This window comes from Herpetosiphon giganteus, from assembly GCF_016907925.1.
GTDB classification, from domain to species: Bacteria; Chloroflexota; Chloroflexia; order Chloroflexales; family Herpetosiphonaceae; genus Herpetosiphon; species Herpetosiphon giganteus.
Window position 1 is genome coordinate 236,941 of the sequence record NZ_JAFBCZ010000004.1, and the last position, 18,100, is coordinate 255,040.

The following is an 18,100-nucleotide window of genomic DNA, read 5'->3' on the forward strand; positions in this document are numbered from 1 at the left end:
CCAAAAGACTTCAGCCATTTTCCTTCGTGCTCTTCGTGCTCTTCGTGGTTAAATTTCATCCCTCATCCCTCATAATTCATCCTTACCTCATGTTCTATATTCTCAACTTCATCCCTCATCCTTCATAGTTCATCCTTGGGCAGCTTGTTCTAGCACGTTGGCGTAATACGCACCCCAATGGGGCTGGCGGCCATCAACATCGAAGAAGCCATATTCTTCCATCAACGTCCACGAAGCCCACGTTTTGCCAGCTTTTTGCGCCACATTGGGGTCGCTGGCCAAGGCCACAATTCCCCGTCCAAGATAATAAGGTGTTTCGGATTCGCTATAATGTGGCTCTTTGGCAATCGCATCGCGCCAATTTTCCTCAGCCACCCCAAAGTGATCAAGCATTTGCTCGGAGCGCAAAAAGCCAGGGGTTACAGTTAATGCAGTTACGCCATGGTCTTTCAAATCTTCGTGCATGCCAACAGCGATGCGCATCACGCTGGTTTTGATCAAATCGTAGATACTATGGCCACGATAGTTGAGCGTATCGCCATCGGTTACTTCAATAATCAAGCCTTGGCCACGAGCAACCAGCAATGGCGCTGCATAAAATGAGGTAATTAAGTGGGTATCAATAGAATTGTGCAAGAGGTTCAGATTTTTGTGAATATCACCTTCCCAGAACTTTTGGCCCCAGACTACTGCCGTCTCGCCGCCCCAAATATCGTTGACCACAATATCAAGCTGGCCTGATTGTTCAGCGTCAATCCGTTGAATGAGTGCTTGCACTTGGGCCGAATCACTATGATCAACTTGGACTGCAATGCCCTGACCACCAGCCGCCGTCACCATTTCAGCAGTATCCTCGATCGTTTCAGCGCGATTGATTGGCGAACGTTGATTGCGCGTGGTGCGGCCTGTACAATAGACGGTTGCGCCAGCCTCGCCCAAGCTGACCGCAATTCCGCGCCCACAGCCACGGGTTGCCCCAGCTACCAATGCTACTTTGCCTGCTAAAGCTTTAGTTGTCATCCGCATGATCCTCCTAAAACAACAATCGCACGAACGCAGAGTGTAATGCACAAAGCACCTTCACTCAACGGTCATGCGACCGATGTTTGAGCCTGATCAGATGAACAGGTGGCTAGTTTCACTAAAACGGCGAGCGCTAAACAGCGTCGCTGGTGTGCCAGCCAATTCGGCCAGCAGCTCATCGGCGGCAACCAAGCCTAAACCAAGCCCATGGCCGCTAAAACCTACCGCGAAGCCAATTCGCTCGTCGCGACACAAACGTCCCACCAAAGGCCGATGATCGGGCGCAAAGCCCATCGTGCCCGCCCAACGCCGTTCAATCGGCACATTCGCAGCCTCAGGAAAGTGGCGCTGCAAAAAGCCATCAAGCAATTCTTGAATTACGGGCGTGGTGCAATCAGCAAACGTTTGTTCTTCGGCAATGGCGCGATTGCGAAACCCGCCAATGACCAAGTTGCCAGCAGGCGTTTGCTGAAAATAGGTAAAGCCATAATCGCAGTAACAGGCTTGGGCTAAAATTGGCTCGATTGGGGCAGTTGCCAACAATTGGCCACGAGCTGGAATGACCAACGAGCTAAATTCTGGCAGCAGCAAGCCTGTCCAAGCGTTGGTTGCCACCAAAACCTGTTGGGCTAGCCAATTGCCAGTTCGGGCGCGCACCAACACGCCATCGGCAGTTGATTCGAGCGCATAGACTTCGCTGGCTTCATACAATGCAGCGCCGCTTTCGCGTAGCAGCGCTTCGGTCAACAGCGCTGCCTGAATCGCACCATCGTCGGGATTGTGCAACGCGCCCCAAAAGCCGCGCTTGGTTGGGTCTTCGGCGTGCCACTCGGTGGCAAAGCCATCCTCGTGCATCATGCTTGCTGCCTGAGCTAGCTCGGCATGTTCTTGCTCGCTATAGGCAAAAATCAACGAGCCACAGCGGCGCACTGGTGAGCCAAGTCTGGTTGCCCATTCGATCATCAGTTCGCGATTGCGAATTGTGGTGCGCCACAAGGCCTGAGCCAAATCGCGACCATATTCAGCGCAGGCCGCCTGATATGAATTGGCAATCCCTGTCAGCAAAAGGCCGCCGTTGCGCCCTGAAGCGCCGCCAGCAACGTGACGCGCATCGAGCACAACCTCGGCCTTGCTTTGTAAGGCTAAGTACGAGCCAATTAAGCCCGCGCCAATCACCAAGGTCTTAACAAGCGTGGGCTGGGCTGTTGGCTCAGGAGTTTGCCACAGCCCAACACTCATACTTTGCCCAGCACTTCCTTGATAATTTGCTCCAAGCGATCAAGCGAGAACGGCTTGGTCAAGAAGTAATCTACGCCAGCGGTACGGGCGGTGCGCTCGACTTCTGGGGTAGCATAAGCAGTAATAATAATCACCTTCGTATCGGCATAATCTTGCTTGACCACTTGGGTGAGTTGGGTGCCGGTCATGCCAGGCATGTTATGGTCGGTGATCAACAAAGGGCATGAGCGTTCGGTCAGCACCCCTAACGCATCTTGCGCGCTGTTGACCGTGACGATATCGTAACCGCCGGTCAAGTCGCGCATAATCCGATGCAAAATGATCAAGATATCAGGTTCGTCCTCAACCAAAATAATAGCAGGGTTGCGAACAGCATTTGTCATTGTCGCCTCCACAAAGGTACCTCTAAGCGAGCGTCATTAACCCATTTCGGGTGCAAACGTGTAGCCATAAAAACAGATGCAGTATAACGGATAGCGCCATCTTAGGCAATGCACGCTAGCAGTACTTAGCCTGCACTCTGAGGCCGCACAAGGGTAGCAATGAGGTTGGGTAGATCACTACTAAATTTCGAGTTAGCCACCACCCGATCACAACCAGCGGCCCGCGCAGCTTTTTGGCGCTCAACATCAACGTGTGAACCAAAGGCCAGCACTGGCAATTGCGGGTCAAGCGCTTTGGCGGCCTGCACCAAGGCGCTTGTCGCTTCGCTCTCGCTGCGCAAATCAACAATCAACAAGCCCAGATCGGCGGCTAAAGCTTGTTGGGCAGCGGCTAAACTATCGGCCACAATTGCTTGATAGCCGAGCTGTTGCAGCACATCGCGCACGCGAATCCCAAACATCAAATCTGGCACATAGGCCACAATTGTTTGCATAGCTAAAAATCCTTATTCTAGCGAGCTTTTTTGCAAGGTGCGTTTGGCAATATAGTTTGCCATCAAGGCCGCCCCGATGGTTGCCACACATTGGGTAATTAGCATCGCCAAGCTATAGTTATTTTGCTCCAATGGGGTATCGAACAACATCAGCAAGCCCCAACCACCAACTAATGCCCCAGCCGGGGTTGGGTTCTCCAGCGATAAACGGCCTGCAACCCCACCACCAATCATGGTCATTAATGCGGGCAAGATCAACGCCACAACAATGTGCAGCGGATTGGTCAATTGAATATCGTTGGGCGTATCAATCCTGAGAGCTGCATACCCAAGTGGCACGATTAACATCGTCAGAAAATAATCGAGCATCCAACCAGCAGCGCTAGCCCAAATCATGCGAAATGTCCGCATGGCATCCAATCCTCACAGCATAAAATCCACTAGCTATCAAACGTCGCTACGGTTTAATAGCTTGCACTAAGTATACGCTTAAATGCCAACAGGGACGAGCCAAAAGCTCATCCCTGTTGATTTAAGCAGCAGAACGAATTAGTCTTCTTGTGAATCGCGCAAGGTGCGGCGAATTGCATCGCGGCGAGCACGTGATTCACGGTTTTCGAAGCCGTCTTCTTCTTGTTCTTCAGGCTTTTCGTAGCGGCGGCGAGCTGAGCGACGATCGTCGTGGCCCGAACCAAACTTCGACAACAAGTCGTCGAGGGTTGCGTTACCACCAAAATCTTCTTCTTCAGTGACACCAACGCTATAAATTTCTGGTTCGCGGGCTGGGCGATCGCGGCGTTCGTTGCGGCGGCCACCACCAGCATTGCCGCCAGCGTTACCACCAGCATTGCCACCACCACGACGGTCTTCACGCGCAGCTGGGTTGGTCCAGTCGCGATCCAAGCGTGATGAGCCACTGGTTGAGATTGGGGTGGTTGGGGCTTCTTCAACCCGCATGGTTAAGCTGATCCGTTTTGAATCGGGATCGACTTCCAAGACGCGAACCTTGACCGGATCGCCAACTTTAACCACATCGTCAACTTTGCCAACCCGACCTTCGGAAAGCTCTGAGATGTGGACCAAACCATCGCGGCCAACACCAAGGTCAACGAATGCGCCGAAAGGAGCAATCCCGCTGACTTTGCCATCAAGCACGGTACCTGGGGCGATCACATCCAAGTTTACTTCGCGGCGGCGTGGGGTTTTTGGCCGTTCTTGGAAATCTTCCTTGGCGCGGCGCAAGCTCAAGCTAATGCGTTGAGCGCCAGTGTCCACTTCCAACACGCGGAAGGTGTAGCTTTGGCCAACGGTGACTGCATCTTCGGCTTTTTCCACGCGGCTTTCTGAAAGCTCTGAGATATGGACCAAACCGTCTTTGCCAACACCGATGTCAACGAACACGCCGAATGGCGCGATGCCATTAACCGTGCCATCAACCAAATCGCCTGGCTTCAATTCGCCCAATTTGTCGTTGTTGACTTCTGGGCGCTTGGGAGCGCGGCGGCGGCCTTCTGAACGAGGCGAGCGCATTGTCAAGCTAATGCGGCGAGCATCAGGATCAACACTCTTGACCCGAACTTTGACCATATCACCAATTTGTACAACATCGGTTGGCGATTCGATGCGTTGGTCACTCATTTCTGAGATGTGAACCAAACCATCGCGGCCAACGCCGATGTCAACAAACACGCCATACAAAGCGGTGCTGGTGACGCGGCCTTCAAGTTCCATGCCAGCGTGCAAATCGGCCAAACGACGTGGCGTGGTGCCATCTTCGTCGCCGCTTGGTTCAAAGGTTGCGCCAGCTTCGTCGGTGGTTTCTTGCGTCGTTGCTTCAGTAGCAGCTTCAGTAGCTACTTCGCTCGTTTCGTCGCCACCACCTAAGCCAACCCGCTCTTTGACATCAGCCAAGACTTCGCTTGCTTTTTCGCGCGCTTCAGCCAATGCTTCGCCAAGATCTTCCTTCACTTCAGCCAGTTCTTCCTTCACTTCGGCGACTACTTCGCGAGCCTTGTCGGCCAGCTTTTGCAATACGCCCTCTTTTTCCTCTTCGCCGTTAGTTGCGCTGACATTTTGCGCTTCGTCCGTCATTCGAGCAGCCTCCATAGCAGATCATTGCGTTTCCAACCCAATACCGCATTCGCGATCTAGATATTGCCATGTTGGGTGGCATACCAATTCCTAGACCGTGCCATCAAATCCAACTCATGGTGCTTCAGCTCAATGCTTGTGGGGAAACGCTACATTCACAAGCATCAGAGCAAAGACCAAAATGTATCGGCGAGCTACACAGATTTAGATTTTAATCTGTGATAATTCTTGGTGTGAGCGTACCAATTCGGCAAGGCCAACACTCAGTTCTTCCAGTTGATAATACGAGCCATTCAAGCGATCAGCCAATTCTTTGGCCAAGCCGCGATAGAAATTTGGCAATTCAGTATCAATCACCACCGTCGGAATCTGTTGGCTGGCGATAAATTCGGCCAGTTGGTAGGCTTCTTGTTGTGGTGGCTGGCCAGTCATCGAGACATTGGCATGACCATCAGTCAACAACACCATCAAGGGTAAAATTTCGCGATCACGCAATTTGGCGCGGGCAAGCAATTCAAAGCCTGCCATCATGCCACGGCTCAACGGGGTTTTGCCCCCGGTTGGCATGGTGCGCAAACGTTGTTGCGCCATTTCCACGCTGTTAGTCAACGGCAAAAGCACCGTCGCCCGATCGCGGGCAAAACTCACCAATCCAACCAAGTCGCGCCGTTGATAGGCATCGCGCAGCAGCGAAAGTACCGCAGCTTTGGTTGCTTGCATCCGCGTTTCTGCTGCCATCGACCAGCTTGCATCGACTACAAAACACACTGCGTTGCGCGTCCGCCGAACGCGGACTTTTTCGCGTAAATCGCTACGATGCAACACCACCGCCCGTTTGATATGCGGCTGGCGGCGTTGACGCTGAAATGGTGCTGCCGCCCGCAAGGTTGCATCAAAGGCCACATCGGTTAATTGGCCGCGTGGCACGCGACTGGTAATATAGCGACCTTGCTTGCGCTCAGTTCTGGTGCGCGTGCGGCGACCACCGGCCTTGCGGCGCATCGAGTCTGCTTGGCTTTCCAAACGCTTGGGGCGATATTCTTGGGCAATGTTGAAAACTTTGCCATCGCCTTTTTCTGCTTGGCTACTGCTTTGGGGTGGCGAGCCTTTCGGAGCCCCAGTCGGTGGTTCTTCATCGCCCGCTTCTTCGCTATCGCTGGACGCTTCCTCCGACGGGGCTAAGCTTTTTTTAGCTCGTCTTGCCCCGCAGTTTCTTCATTGCCGCGTTGGCGCTCTTGGGCTGCTTTGTTCAGCACATCGCTAAGCTGCTGCTCATCGAGCCGAACTTCGGCAAATGGTTGGCGACGCATACGGTGCGGTAACGCCAATTGGGCTGCAACCCGAATATCTTCGAGCGAAATCGTGGTGCGGCCTTCAAGCGCAGCGTGGGTACGAGCAGTTTCCAGAATTGCCAAGTCTGCGCGGTGACCATCAACGCCCAATTCGAGCGAGAGCATCGCCACCGCCGCCATATCTTGCTCAGAAATTTGCACTTGGGGCAAGAGTTTTTTGGCAGCAGCAATTTCTTCAGTCAAAGTGTGCTCGTTGCTGCTCCAGCGTTGCACAAATTGCTCAGGGTCTGCATCGTATTCCATCCGGCGTTGAATTACGTCAACCCGTTCGCGCACATTTTTCAGGCCACCAATTTCCACTACCAAGCCAAAGCGATCCAGCAATTGAGGCCGAAGTTCGCCTTCTTCTGGGTTCATGGTGCCAACCAAAATGAAGCGCGCTGGGTGCGAAACTGAAATGCCTTCGCGTTCGACCGTGTTAATGCCCATTGCCGCAGCATCAAGCAAAATATCAACCAAGTGATCATCCAAAAGATTCACTTCATCGACATAGAGCAAACCACGATTAACTTGGGCCAACAGGCCTGGCTCAAAGCGACGCTGACCTTCGACCAAGGCATGTTCGAGGTCAAGCGAGCCAACCAAGCGATCTTCTGAGGCGCTAACAGGCAATTCGACCAAGCGGGTTGGGCGTTGAGCCAATGGCAAATCTTCGCCAGCTTGCAAACGACTACGACATGAACTACACATCCGATCAAGCTGATCTGGTGGGCAGCTATAAGGGCAATCCGCCACAACCGTGATTAATGGCAGCAAATGTGCCAAGGCCCGAACAGCCGTCGATTTGGCAGTGCCTTTTTCGCCACGAATCAACACGCCGCCAATTCGCGGATTAACTGCATTCAGCACCAGTGCTTGTTTCAAGCGAGGCTGACCAACAAGCGCACTAAATGGGTAGGTTGGTCGAATATATGGTTGCATAGTCGTCTTTCGTTACCACAAGCGGTTACACAAAAATAAGCCCGCATCACAGGGCTGCCAATTGGAGGATTCCAAATAGTGAGGGAATGTGTTTAAGCTTTTGAGGCAGAGGATGAATCCCGTCAATGTTCACGATCCCAACGCATGTCCCTACTGTCTGGCCCTTCCAGACACCGCACGCGCCATTATCGCACACACCTGTGCCTGAGTCAACTGCTTGAAGCCCGTTTTTAGGGCCAATTTGGCGCTTTTTTTAACCAATTTTGGCCCTTGCAGTTTATGCAATCAGCGCACAAAGTGCTTACGCAAATAATTCAATACCTGCCGATCGATATGCGTAGCGCTGACCAAGCGTTCTTCGAGGTTTTCAACCCCGCCATAGGCTTGTAACGCTGCGTGCGTTGCAGCATCATAATCGCCAGAAAGTTCGCCCTGATAATAGCCAAATTGCTGCAACATGGTCTGAATCTCCAGCGCCAACGCTGCATCAATTGGCAATAAATCTTCGGGCTTGGGCGGCGTAAGATAAAAACGATGCAAACCAAGCAAACGCCCAAGCTCAGGCACTGGGTTGTGATGATCGTCAACTCGTAGATCAATATAGCGATCGAGCACCCCGCCATATGCGCCACACTTGCGCGCCACATACAACGCCGCCGATTGCCGCCCACGCTGATCGCCGCCAGCTTGATCGCCAGCTAAAAGCGCCGCCAACAAGCGTTCAGCCAATTCGCCGTGGGTTTGCTCGAAGGCGGTCGCCATCGCCTCGACCACATCGGCTCCAGTTAAGATGTTACCTTGGGCCGCATAACCTGCGCCGGTTCGGCCACCAGCCCAGCCATGGCAAGCGTTGCCAGTCCAGGTTGCAGCATTGCCCTGAAAATCAACCACGCCAACTTGGCGTTGCTCACGGCCCTCATCAGCAGCCAACAATTGATCAAGCGTCGCTTGCGCCGATTGGCCTTGAGCCAACAACGCCAAGCCATTCGGGCCAAAACTCATGTTGGCATACGATTGAGTCGCAATCGCGCCAGCCTCGGCCTGCGCCCAACTTACCACCGAGCCAACCGCCAAAAATTTAGAAGCGACCGCCACCCCGAGATCGCCAGTGGTTTGGTCGTAGCCAACAATTGAAAATGTCATTGCAGCCTGCCTCAAAACTATCGATAGCGCAACCAGCCAATCACGATTAAAATGATGCAGCTATTCTACCAAAATCACACGTGCGTCGGTTGGCGCACAGTATAAGGATGTTATGCCTATGAATGCTTGGTTGTTGCCAGTGCCCTTCGATAGCGAACGCGATGATTGGGGGGCTACGTTGTTGGCCGAATGGGGAGCAAGCGTCGTCACGCCTGGCCAACATGCCTTGGTGATCGGCGCTGGCACTGGCCGCATTGGCTTAGCGCTTGCTCGGGCAGGCGCGCATGTGAGCTTTGCCGATGATTCGATTGTGGCCTTGGCCGCTGCCCGCCAAAGCTTCGCCCAAGCCAAATTACCAGCCCAATTCTTTAGCACCACCGATTTAAAGCCCAGCAAACCATTCGATCTGGTGTTGATTAACATTTTGTGGTGGAGCGATAACCAGCGTGGTGCAGAACTGATTAATTTGGCGGCTCAACACACCAACGCTGGCGGAATTGTGGCCATCGGCGGCGGCAAGCAAGCTGGTTTAAGCGGAGCCACAACGCTTTTAGAAAGTATTGTTGGGCCAAGCGTCAAAACCTTGTATAAAAAAGGCCATCATGTGGTGATGGCGTTTCGTAGCCTGAATTGGCAAGCGCAACCAAGCCAAGCAAGCCAACACACCCTTACGCATGGCGACAATGAACTCACCATTGAAGCAACAGCAGGCGTGTTTGCCCAAGGCCAGCTTGATCCTGCCAGCGCCATGTTGCTCGATGCAGTCCACGTTCAGCCCAATCAACGGGTACTTGATCTTGGTTGTGGTGCAGGCATTTTGGGAATGTTTCTGCAACGGCGCGAAGCAACGCTTGATTTAACCTATATCGATAGTACCATGGTAGCAATCGAAGCAACCAAACGCAATCTACAAACCAACCAATTAGCTGGCCGGGTGCTAGCCTCTGATGGCACGCAGGCAATCAGTGATGAGCAATTTGATTTGGTGGTGTCGAATCCACCGTTTCACGTTGGGCGGGTGCAAAGCCCGCAATTGGCCGAAAATCTCTTGAAACAGGCCGCCCAAGTGCTTGCTCCAAACGGCCAATTGGTGATTGTAGCCAATCGTTTTTTACGCTATGAGCCATTGCTCGAAGCTGCTTTGGGCAACGTTCGTGAGCTAGCTGGCGATCAACGCTACAAAGTGTTGCTTGCTGAGCGCAAAATCGGCTAAATTACTTGCAACTCTGGCGCATGAGCCACGTAGTAGATGCTGTGAGTGCTACTACCTCACAGGAGGCTGTTATGAGTAGAACATTAGGCGAGCTCGCTATTGCTATCGTTGTCCTCGTCTTATGCTACCGTTTAGGGCTTGAACTAGCTCCCATGATTATGGATTGGTGGCGTGGGTTACGCTCCGCTGGCCAAGATGATATTGAAAGGAATGACCATGAGCAACGCTAGCAAGCGCCCATCGGGCCGTCGCATTGGCACAATTGCCATTGCGATCGTTGTCGCCGTGATTGGTTTGGTGCTGTTAACAGCATCATGGAAGACGATTCCACCAGGCTATGTTGGGATTGCTTTCAACAAAGCCAATAATAATGTAACGACCACAATCGAACCAGGCTGGACGTTGATTAATCCGTTTACCACGGCGATCCAAGAATATCCATTCACGCTGCAAACCTATATTATGGTGCAAAGTGGCGATGAAGGTCGCACTGGTGGCGATGATTCAGTCAAAGTACAATCGAGCGAAGCCCAGCAACTGAACCTCGACATTGCAGTGCAATATCGGGTCAAGAAAGAAGAAGCTGCTGCGCTCTACACCGATTGGGGCGGCCAAGATCTTGATGTGATTGAACTTCAAGTTGTGCGCCAACAAAGCCGTTCGATTTTGACCACGATTGCTGGTCTCTACACCTGGGAAAGCATCAGTGGCGACAAACGGGCTGAATTGGCTGATAAAGTCAAAGAACAGCTGATTGTTGAATTTGAACGTCGGCACTTGATTTTGGAAGATTTTGTGATTCGCGAAGTGCACTTGCCCGATAATTTGAAGCAAGCCTTGGAAAACAAAATCACCGCCCAACAAGCTGCTGAACGCCAAAAATATGAGCTTGAACAAGCTCAAATCAAGGCCGAGCAAGATAAAGTTGAGGCTCAAGGCCGCGCCGAAGCTCAACGCGCTACCGCCAAAGGCGATGCCGACTCGATTTTGATTCGCGCTGAAGCCCAAGCCGATGCCAACCGTCTGCTGGCTGAAAGCGTCACCGATGCCTTGATTCGCTATCAAATGGCCTTACGCTGGGATGGCAAGTTGCCAGTCTTTAGCGGCGAGGGCGCAACACCGTTGGTCGATGTCAGTGAATTGGTCAATCCAACCCAAACAATCACTCCCTAACTAGCATCACTTGAATTCAATGGCGTTGAAGGAATTCTTTCAACGCCATTCGTTTGTCGATAACGGCTCAGCACAATCATCGGCACAATAATCAAGCAGATACAAACGAAGAGTTGCGAATCTAAAACCGACATCCGATCAATCAATAAGACTTGAATTGGGGTAATACACCACGTAAGCAAACTTAAGCCTAAACACCACGGTGATGCTGCCCAACTCAGCAAGAGCGAGCTATTAGAATAAATCCATGTGTAGGGTACGAGCGCTAATTGACTGACCGTTAGGCAAGCAAGATAATCGCGTTGTCGCCAAAAAATAAATACAAACAAGAGCAACCACCACGGCGTAAAGCGTTCCTCAAATGATTGATTATAGACCTGCAACGCCTGCAACCATTCCAAGGGCCAGTTCCAATCGACAATGGTTGGCAATCCCCAAATCAGGCCATAACTTATTAATAGAGGCCACCACTGCCGCTGATAGAGCAAATAGCCCAAAATAGCCAAGCCTGTTACCAAGCCATGAGAGGGTTTTAGTAGCATCAATGCAGATGCAAAAGCCAGGATCAGCGCTCGGCGACGATGCGTTTGCGGCAAGTTCCAAGCACCTAAGGCAATAATTTGCATTAATACAATAAAGATTGTGAATTGCTCCATCCGTAACCCATCGAGCACCGGAAAGCTCAGCATAATCCATGGTGGGAGTTTTGCCCAACGTAAGGCCACCAAACAGCTGGCAAATAAGCCAATAACCCAAATAATCGAGTGCATTCGCGGTGTTAAGAAACTTAAAGGAATAAACAACCAATTAGCCGGCAACGGATAGCCATTGCCTGCTTGATGCATGCCGCCCGCAAACGGCGTTTCAAACACACCTTGCTTGGTGTAGTAGCCAAATGTCGTGGGATCTACCGCAGGATCGAGGTTGTAGGCATTGCCATTAGCAAGCCATGCTTTTGCGCCAAAGTATAGAGGGTAAGTATCAAAGAGTGGATACGATTTTTCAAGCCGATACCATGCAAATAGGCTCGTTGCCCCAATAAAAAAAATAAGCCATAACCACCATGGGCTAGGCTGGGTAAGTCGCCGCACAAGCATGCTCAATCCGGTTGGGCGAGGCTGATCAGCAGAGTCTAACATACAATCCTCAAGCTAAAAGGCATGTATTACTGGCACAAAAAAGCGAGCACGCATAACTAAGATTATGCGCGCTCGCTCAGAAACCTAATCGGCGTGCCGTTCTTCTTGCCATGGGTCAGCGTTGTTATGGTAGCCGTAGCGTTCCCAAAAGCCTAAGCGATCGGCGCTCATAAATTCGATGCCGCGCAGCCATTTGGCGCTCTTCCAAAAGTATTTTTTGGGCACAAACAAGCGCAATGGGAAGCCATGGTCGGGCGCTAGCTCCTCGCCTTCGTACAAATAGGCCAGCAACACATCGTCATCGTACATAATTTCCAAGGGCATATTGGCGGTATAGCCGCCCTCAGAGTGGGCCAGCACATATTTGGCGCTTGGCTTGAGCGCAGGAATATGCTGGATAAAGTCACGGAAGCGCACGCCTGTCCAAGTGGTAGCTAATTTGCTCCAGCGGGTCACGCAGTGAATATCGATATTTTCGATTGTGACAGTTGGCAAAGCACGAAATTCGCTATATGAAAAGGTTTTTGGGGCTTCAAGCTCGCCAAAAACCCGTAAATCCCAGCTTTGTTCAAGCTCTTTATAAACCGGAGTCTCGCCGTAGTGCAAGACTGGAAATTTTTGGGTTACGTACTGGCCTGGTGGCACGCGTTCTTCCATTCCTTCGGGGATGTCGTACTTATTCGAGAACATTGGCTAGCTCCTTCTTGCACAATACTGCTATTGTAGCACTGCTTATGCCAGCAACCAAGCCAAAGCTAGCCATTTTTAATCCGATCTGATTCGCCACCCTTCCGTCCCGCCACCGGCGGGAAACGCAGGGGGTTTTCAGCCCCCTGCACCCCCAAATATTTATGCGGTGGAATATTCTGCTTCTTCAACCTCCTCAACTACAAATTCTTCATGATTTCCATATTTTTGTTCATTCTGCCAATGCTTATAGCCGAAAATCGCTTCACAAGCTTTGTCAAAAAGCCTAAGATTTGGTAAGATAGGCCAGTCACATGTGAGGCGTGATGTGTATGCAACCCCAAGAACAGGCATTTGAAGATTCACCTGCACGCTTAATGATTGAGTGGCTTCCCCGTTTGGCTACTGCCACCACTATCAATGGGTTGCACACGACGTTAAGCGCCGCCCTCAAGCAATTTCGCCACAATCCGCACTATCATCTGGTTTGGCTTGATTTAGCCGAAACGCAGCCTGAAATTCCCTTGGATTTAATGCTTTCAAGCAGCCAACAAGAGCAGCTTGAGCAAGGCATTATTCTGACGATCACAACCGCCGATAAACTGCGCTGGACGATGCTGCCCCTCTTGCACATTACCTTGCGCGGTTGGCTGGCCTTGCCCGAAGCTCAACCAAGCGATCAACAGCTGTTGGCGTTGGCGTTCCAAGCGGCTGCCAGCATGTGCACCATCACCAATAATCAACAATTGGTCGCCGAACTGCGCGAATTGACCCAGTTTAACTTGATTAGCCAACGTTTGAATAGCTCGCTTGAACTTGGGCCGTTGATCGAGGCGGTCAATCGCGGTATTCAACAGATGTTTGGGCCGCAAAATCTGTTTGTGACCTTGTATGATACCGATTCGCAGTTGTTTCAAGTGGCGGCGCATTTCTACGCCGATGGCCACAGCACTACCCCAAATTCGCAATGGACGGTGGCGCATGGCTTAACTGGGGTGATTATTCGGCGCAACGAGCCAATTATCACCGATCGCTATCTCGAAACCTGTGCTCAATATCACGTTACGCCATTGTTTATTGATGATGATACGCCGCCGCTGTTTTGGGCTGGCGTGCCATTGCGTTTTGGCGAGCGGGTTTTGGGCACGTTGGTGATTTATACCCGCGAACCAGAGGTGCGCTACAACGCCGATACCTTGCGCAAATTGGAGATGTTGGCACATCGCGCTGCCGATAATTTTGAGCAAGCCCGTCTCTACGAACGCACAACCCGCCAAGCCCGCCAACTTGAATTGTTGAATGAGCTTGGCCGCACCATCACCTCAACCCTCGATTTTGAGGCTGTGCCATCGTTGATTATGGGTCGGGTGCAGGAGCTGCTGAATGTTGAAGAAGGCTCGTTGCTGTTGCTCGATGAAGCCACCAACGAACTGGTGTTTCGCTATAGCTTGAGTCCAGTTGGCCAGCAATTGCTTGGCAATCGCATTCCTTCAAATGTTGGCATCGCAGGCCTCGTATTGCGCACTGGCGAATCGTTAATTGCCAATCGTGCAGGCGATCATCCGGCGTTTTACACGGGCATTGATATGTTGGTGGGCCACGAAACCCGCGATTTGCTGTGTGTGCCCTTGTTGGGGGCTGGCGGAGTCAAGGGCGTGATTGAAATTCTCAATCATCGCAGTGGCTTGCCATTTACCGCCGCCGACCGCGCCTTGCTCGAAGCCGTGGCCGACCAAGCAGTCATCGCGATTGAAAACGCTAATCTCTACACCCAAACCGATCAAGCTTTGACCCGCCGCATAAGTGAGCTTGACCAGCGCAACAAGCAATTTCAAGAGATTGTGCAAATTGGCAATGCGCTCAAGGCGGCATCGAATCTTGGCGCAGTCTTGCCAGATTTGGCTGAAGCGGTGCAAAGCGCAACTGGCTTTAATCAAGTGACGATTAGCTTGGTACAAATCACGCCTGGCCACAAAGCAATTATCAAACGCGTTGCCAGCGCAGGCATTGATAGCCAAATTTTCGCCGCCCAAGCCAGCATTACGATTGAGCCTGCGCGGGTTGAAGCCTTGCTCAAACCACAATATCGCCGCGGCGAATCGACCTATTACATCGATCATCGGCGCAATGGCGATGCTCGTTTGTGGCCCGACCCGCCAAATGCGGTCGAAGTGCCCGAGTTGCGCACTGGTATGTGGCATCCCAACGATAGCTTGTTTGCGGTGTTACGCAGCACCAATGGCGATCTCTTGGGCTTGTTGACGGTCTTTGCACCCAAAAATGGGCTGCAACCAACCACCGATCAAATTCAGATGCTGGAGATTTTCGCTACTCAATTGGCGGTTGCGCTCGAAAACAATCGGCTTTATGACCGCCAGCGCCAAACAGTCGAAGGCCTGACCGCCTTGAGCGCACTAGGCATGGCGATTAACAGCACCTTCAGCGATGCCCAAGCAATTTGGCAATTTACGGTTGGCGGGATGGTCGATTGGACGGGAGCGCTTGGCGCTGGCGTGTTGCTCAGCGATCCCAACGATCCTACAACCTTGCAACCAATTGTTGGCTTGGGGATTGAGCACACACCTGATGAGGCGATTATTCAATTTGCCCATAAAGTGCTCGAACGCGACAAGCCCTTGTTGCTTGGCGATAGCGCGCAATTGCCCAGCGTGCTGCGCGAGTTGGGCGGCCAAGCCTTGGTGATGTTGCCCTTGCTGGCGACGCACCAAACCTTGGGCGTGATTTACTTGTGGTATCCCGAAACTTTGCCCAACCGCGAAGCCCAAGATTTGCTTTCGCTGTTTGTTGGCCAAGCAGCTGTGGCGGTCGAAACCCGCCGTTTGGCCGAAGAAGTCAGCAATGGCCGCGACCGTTTGGCCTCGATTTTGGCCTCGACTGAAGAAGGCATTATTTTGCTTAGCTCCGAGCTGCGGGTCGTCGAAGTTAATGCTGCTGCTCAAACCATGATCGGCAGCAGCGAAGTCGCCGAATTGCTGGGCGAGCCAGTCGATTTGCTGCTGACGCATTGGTGCGCGCAATGGAACAAATCTGAAGAAGCCTGGAGCGAATTGACCTTGGCGATTTACAAGGTCAGCCGCGGGCGCTTGGCTGAAGGTCGCGGCCAATTGGAATTGGGCGGCTTGCGCAGCCAATGGCTCGAATGGACGACCCTGCCGGTGCAAAGCGCTGCCAATCAAAGCCCGCACCCCATTATTATTGTGCTGCGCGATATTACGACCGAGATCGAGGCCGAAAACCTGCGCCACGACCTGACCTATATGATGATTCACGACTTGCGCGGGCCACTAAGTTCGGTTATGACCTCGCTGGATATGCTGGCCAAAAAGATGGTTGGCGACCTCAGCGAAGGCCAAGATAAGATTGTCAAAATTGCGCTCCGTAGCAGTGCGCGCCTGCTGGATATGGTCAATTTGCTGATGGATATTAGCAAGTTGGAAGCAGGCCAAATGCCAATTACGCCAATCACGGTGGCGGTCGATGATGTGATTCGTTCTGTCATGCAAAATTATGAGCCATTGCTCAACGAGCGCAAAGTGCATGTGGCGCTGAATATTGCCGAAAACACCCCCAAAGCATCGGTTGATGTACAGACATTGGAGCGGGTTGTGCAAAACCTGCTGGATAATGCAATTAAGTTCAGCCCAGCTTCATCAACTATCACAATTGATGTACATAAAGCCCAAGCAGGCCAATTGCCCAACGATCACCCCAATGGCCAATGGATTTTGCTGGGCGTGCGCGACGCTGGGCCTGGCATTCCAGCCCAATACCGCGAACGGGTTTTTGAAAAATTTGCCCAAGTTAAGCAAACTGGCATCAAAGGCACGGGGCTGGGCTTGACCTACTGCCGTTTGGCAGTCGAAACCCATGGTGGGCGAATTTGGGTCGCGAATGATGATGGCCCAGGCGCACTCTTCCTGCTAACCATTCCAATTGCGTGAGTTTCCCTCACCCCCCAACCTCCTCTCCTTCAAGGGTAGGTTTTGCGCGATTGGTCGGCGGTGGAGCGTTCCCTCACCCTCCAACCCCCGCTCCCACTGAACGCGGGCGAGGGGGAGCCGACCATTTTTCGCCAAGGAATTGAGGGAGAACCAAAGTGTGAAAGCCCGCCGCGTGGGCGAGGGGTTGGGGTGAGGGAAACTCACGCAGTGGTTAACTTGATGAACCAGTATCTTTAGTCCATATTTACTAAAACAGAAAACCCCGCTCGTAGCTACGAGCGGGGCATTTTTGGATCTGCGATGGGCAGGATCAATTAGGCAGCGGCTGGTTTGGCTTTATCTTTGCCACGACCAAACCAGTTGCGCCATTCGCGATTTTCCCACACCACCAACAATTGGGCAGCGTTGAAGATCGATGAATAGGTACCGCTGATCAAGCCAAGCAACAGAATCAAGACAAACGAGCGAATGCTTTCGCCACCAAACAGCAACAAGGCTGTCAAGGTAAAGAACGAGGTAAATTGGGTGTTGATCGAACGAGTCAAGGTTTGGACGATCGAGCGATTGACCACCCGTTCGTAATCGTCGCTTGAGCGGCGCAAGTTTTCGCGCACGCGGTCGAACACCACAATTGTATCGTGAACCGAGAAGCTAATCACGGTCAAAACGGCGGTCATAAACAGCGCATCAACTTCGAGGCCAATTAACCAGCCCAAAATTGAAGCCATGCCGATCACGACCAACACGTCGTGCAACATTGCGATGATGGCACAAACGCCGTAGCGAATTGGGTTGGGTGTGCCACGGAAGGCGGCCCACAAGTAGCCCATAATCGCCAACGAAGCAATAAAGAGTGCCACAATCGCGTTGCGAATCGAACGCCCACGCACCGTTTCACCAACGGTTTGCAAGGTTTCGATGCGGGTATCAGCGCCAAACTTGCTGATCAAGCCAGTTTCAACTGCTTTACGTTCAGCTGAATCGCTCTGCACCAACTTCGAACGCACAAAGGCAATCACAAATTGTTGATTGTTGGTTGTGCCTTGTGACAACTGGGTGCGCGCACCCTCGATACCGCTCGCGGTGAAAACGTCATTAATCTCGTTTTCCAAGCCATCACGGGTTTGGCTAATGCTTGGAATATGAATTTCCCAGCGCGCGCCGCCAGAGAAGTCAACCCCAAGGTTCATGCCAAATACCAGAATGCTAATCAAGCCTGGAATAATGGTCAGGATCGAAATCGCAAACCACAAATAGCGCCGACGCACTAAATCTAACAT

At 52.1% G+C, this 18,100-nt stretch carries 15 protein-coding genes; 3 read left to right on the top strand and 12 right to left on the bottom strand.

Translation table 11 applies throughout. From position 1 onward, the window contains the following. Positions 1–129 precede the first annotated feature (129 nt). From JOD20_RS05490 to JOD20_RS05530, 9 genes are all read right to left on the bottom strand, one after another. Positions 130–1,020, bottom strand: a complete 891-nt coding sequence (locus tag JOD20_RS05490) for an SDR family oxidoreductase (protein ID WP_204754335.1) — start codon at positions 1,018–1,020, stop codon at positions 130–132. 96 nt (positions 1,021–1,116) lie between these two features. Next, on the bottom strand, positions 1,117–2,262 hold the full coding sequence (locus tag JOD20_RS05495) for an NAD(P)/FAD-dependent oxidoreductase (protein ID WP_204754294.1): 1,146 nt from the start codon (positions 2,260–2,262) through the stop codon (positions 1,117–1,119). After that, positions 2,259–2,645, bottom strand: coding sequence for a response regulator (locus JOD20_RS05500; RefSeq protein ID WP_054534135.1), 387 nt, complete (start codon positions 2,643–2,645; stop codon positions 2,259–2,261). Before JOD20_RS05500 ends, JOD20_RS05495 begins: the two co-directional genes overlap by 4 nt. A gap of 125 nt (positions 2,646–2,770) precedes the next feature. After that, a complete protein-coding gene (locus JOD20_RS05505; RefSeq protein ID WP_204754295.1) occupies positions 2,771–3,139 on the bottom strand; it encodes a response regulator in 369 nt (122 codons plus the stop codon). Positions 3,140–3,151: 12 nt separating this feature from the next. After that, positions 3,152–3,550 (bottom strand): hypothetical protein, encoded by a 399-nt coding sequence (locus JOD20_RS05510; protein WP_204754296.1) that lies wholly within the window; start codon positions 3,548–3,550, stop codon positions 3,152–3,154. A gap of 138 nt (positions 3,551–3,688) precedes the next feature. Beyond that, positions 3,689–5,230, bottom strand: coding sequence for a S1 RNA-binding domain-containing protein (locus JOD20_RS05515; RefSeq protein ID WP_204754297.1), 1,542 nt, complete (start codon positions 5,228–5,230; stop codon positions 3,689–3,691). Positions 5,231–5,434: 204 nt separating this feature from the next. Next, positions 5,435–6,232, bottom strand: coding sequence for a vWA domain-containing protein (locus JOD20_RS05520; protein ID WP_204754298.1), 798 nt, complete (start codon positions 6,230–6,232; stop codon positions 5,435–5,437). Between the two features lie 176 nt (positions 6,233–6,408). After that, positions 6,409–7,503, bottom strand: coding sequence for a magnesium chelatase ATPase subunit I (locus JOD20_RS05525; protein WP_204754299.1), 1,095 nt, complete (start codon positions 7,501–7,503; stop codon positions 6,409–6,411). Between the two features lie 285 nt (positions 7,504–7,788). After that, on the bottom strand, positions 7,789–8,646 hold the full coding sequence (locus JOD20_RS05530; protein ID WP_204754300.1) for a DUF1028 domain-containing protein: 858 nt from the start codon (positions 8,644–8,646) through the stop codon (positions 7,789–7,791). Positions 8,647–8,764: 118 nt separating this feature from the next. Between JOD20_RS05530 and JOD20_RS05535 the strand changes: the two genes are divergently transcribed. Continuing rightward, on the top strand, positions 8,765–9,859 hold the full coding sequence (locus JOD20_RS05535; protein WP_204754301.1) for a methyltransferase: 1,095 nt from the start codon (positions 8,765–8,767) through the stop codon (positions 9,857–9,859). A gap of 216 nt (positions 9,860–10,075) precedes the next feature. Then, positions 10,076–11,032 (top strand): prohibitin family protein, encoded by a 957-nt coding sequence (locus JOD20_RS05540; RefSeq protein WP_204754302.1) that lies wholly within the window; start codon positions 10,076–10,078, stop codon positions 11,030–11,032. On the opposite strand, the gene JOD20_RS05545 is transcribed toward JOD20_RS05540, so the two are convergent. Both JOD20_RS05545 and JOD20_RS05550 read right to left on the bottom strand, forming a co-directional pair. Beyond that, on the bottom strand, positions 11,029–12,171 hold the full coding sequence (locus JOD20_RS05545) for a glycosyltransferase family protein (protein ID WP_204754303.1): 1,143 nt from the start codon (positions 12,169–12,171) through the stop codon (positions 11,029–11,031). The genes JOD20_RS05540 and JOD20_RS05545 overlap by 4 nt on opposite strands. Before the next feature lie 84 nt (positions 12,172–12,255). After that, a complete protein-coding gene (locus JOD20_RS05550; RefSeq protein WP_204754304.1) occupies positions 12,256–12,861 on the bottom strand; it encodes a sulfite oxidase-like oxidoreductase in 606 nt (201 codons plus the stop codon). A gap of 329 nt (positions 12,862–13,190) precedes the next feature. On the opposite strand from JOD20_RS05550, the gene JOD20_RS05555 reads away from it, so the two are divergent. Beyond that, positions 13,191–16,820, top strand: a complete 3,630-nt coding sequence (locus tag JOD20_RS05555; protein ID WP_204754305.1) for a GAF domain-containing protein — start codon at positions 13,191–13,193, stop codon at positions 16,818–16,820. Between the two features lie 314 nt (positions 16,821–17,134). Here JOD20_RS05555 and secF read toward each other — a convergent pair whose 3' ends face one another. Further along, entirely contained in the window at positions 17,135–18,100 is a 966-nt protein-coding gene (gene secF, locus JOD20_RS05560) for a protein translocase subunit SecF (protein ID WP_204754306.1), read from the bottom strand.

Bases quoted from the DNA above. Each gene is read 5' to 3' on its own strand.
- secF (WP_204754306.1), bottom strand. From the start codon at position 18,100: ATGTTAGATTTAGTGCGTCGGCGCTATTTGTGGTTTGCGATTTCGATC.
- JOD20_RS05515 (WP_204754297.1), bottom strand. From the start codon at position 5,230: ATGACGGACGAAGCGCAAAATGTCAGCGCAACTAACGGCGAAGAGGAA.
- JOD20_RS05510 (WP_204754296.1), bottom strand. From the start codon at position 3,550: ATGCGGACATTTCGCATGATTTGGGCTAGCGCTGCTGGTTGGATGCTC.
- JOD20_RS05520 (WP_204754298.1), bottom strand. From the start codon at position 6,232: ATGCGCCGCAAGGCCGGTGGTCGCCGCACGCGCACCAGAACTGAGCGC.
- JOD20_RS05525 (WP_204754299.1), bottom strand. From the start codon at position 7,503: ATGCAACCATATATTCGACCAACCTACCCATTTAGTGCGCTTGTTGGT.
- JOD20_RS05550 (WP_204754304.1), bottom strand. From the start codon at position 12,861: ATGTTCTCGAATAAGTACGACATCCCCGAAGGAATGGAAGAACGCGTG.
- JOD20_RS05490 (WP_204754335.1), bottom strand. From the start codon at position 1,020: ATGACAACTAAAGCTTTAGCAGGCAAAGTAGCATTGGTAGCTGGGGCA.
- JOD20_RS05535 (WP_204754301.1), top strand. From the start codon at position 8,765: ATGAATGCTTGGTTGTTGCCAGTGCCCTTCGATAGCGAACGCGATGAT.
- JOD20_RS05545 (WP_204754303.1), bottom strand. From the start codon at position 12,171: ATGTTAGACTCTGCTGATCAGCCTCGCCCAACCGGATTGAGCATGCTT.
- JOD20_RS05500 (WP_054534135.1), bottom strand. From the start codon at position 2,645: ATGACAAATGCTGTTCGCAACCCTGCTATTATTTTGGTTGAGGACGAA.
- JOD20_RS05505 (WP_204754295.1), bottom strand. From the start codon at position 3,139: ATGCAAACAATTGTGGCCTATGTGCCAGATTTGATGTTTGGGATTCGC.
- JOD20_RS05540 (WP_204754302.1), top strand. From the start codon at position 10,076: ATGAGCAACGCTAGCAAGCGCCCATCGGGCCGTCGCATTGGCACAATT.
- JOD20_RS05555 (WP_204754305.1), top strand. From the start codon at position 13,191: ATGCAACCCCAAGAACAGGCATTTGAAGATTCACCTGCACGCTTAATG.
- JOD20_RS05530 (WP_204754300.1), bottom strand. From the start codon at position 8,646: ATGACATTTTCAATTGTTGGCTACGACCAAACCACTGGCGATCTCGGG.
- JOD20_RS05495 (WP_204754294.1), bottom strand. From the start codon at position 2,262: ATGAGTGTTGGGCTGTGGCAAACTCCTGAGCCAACAGCCCAGCCCACG.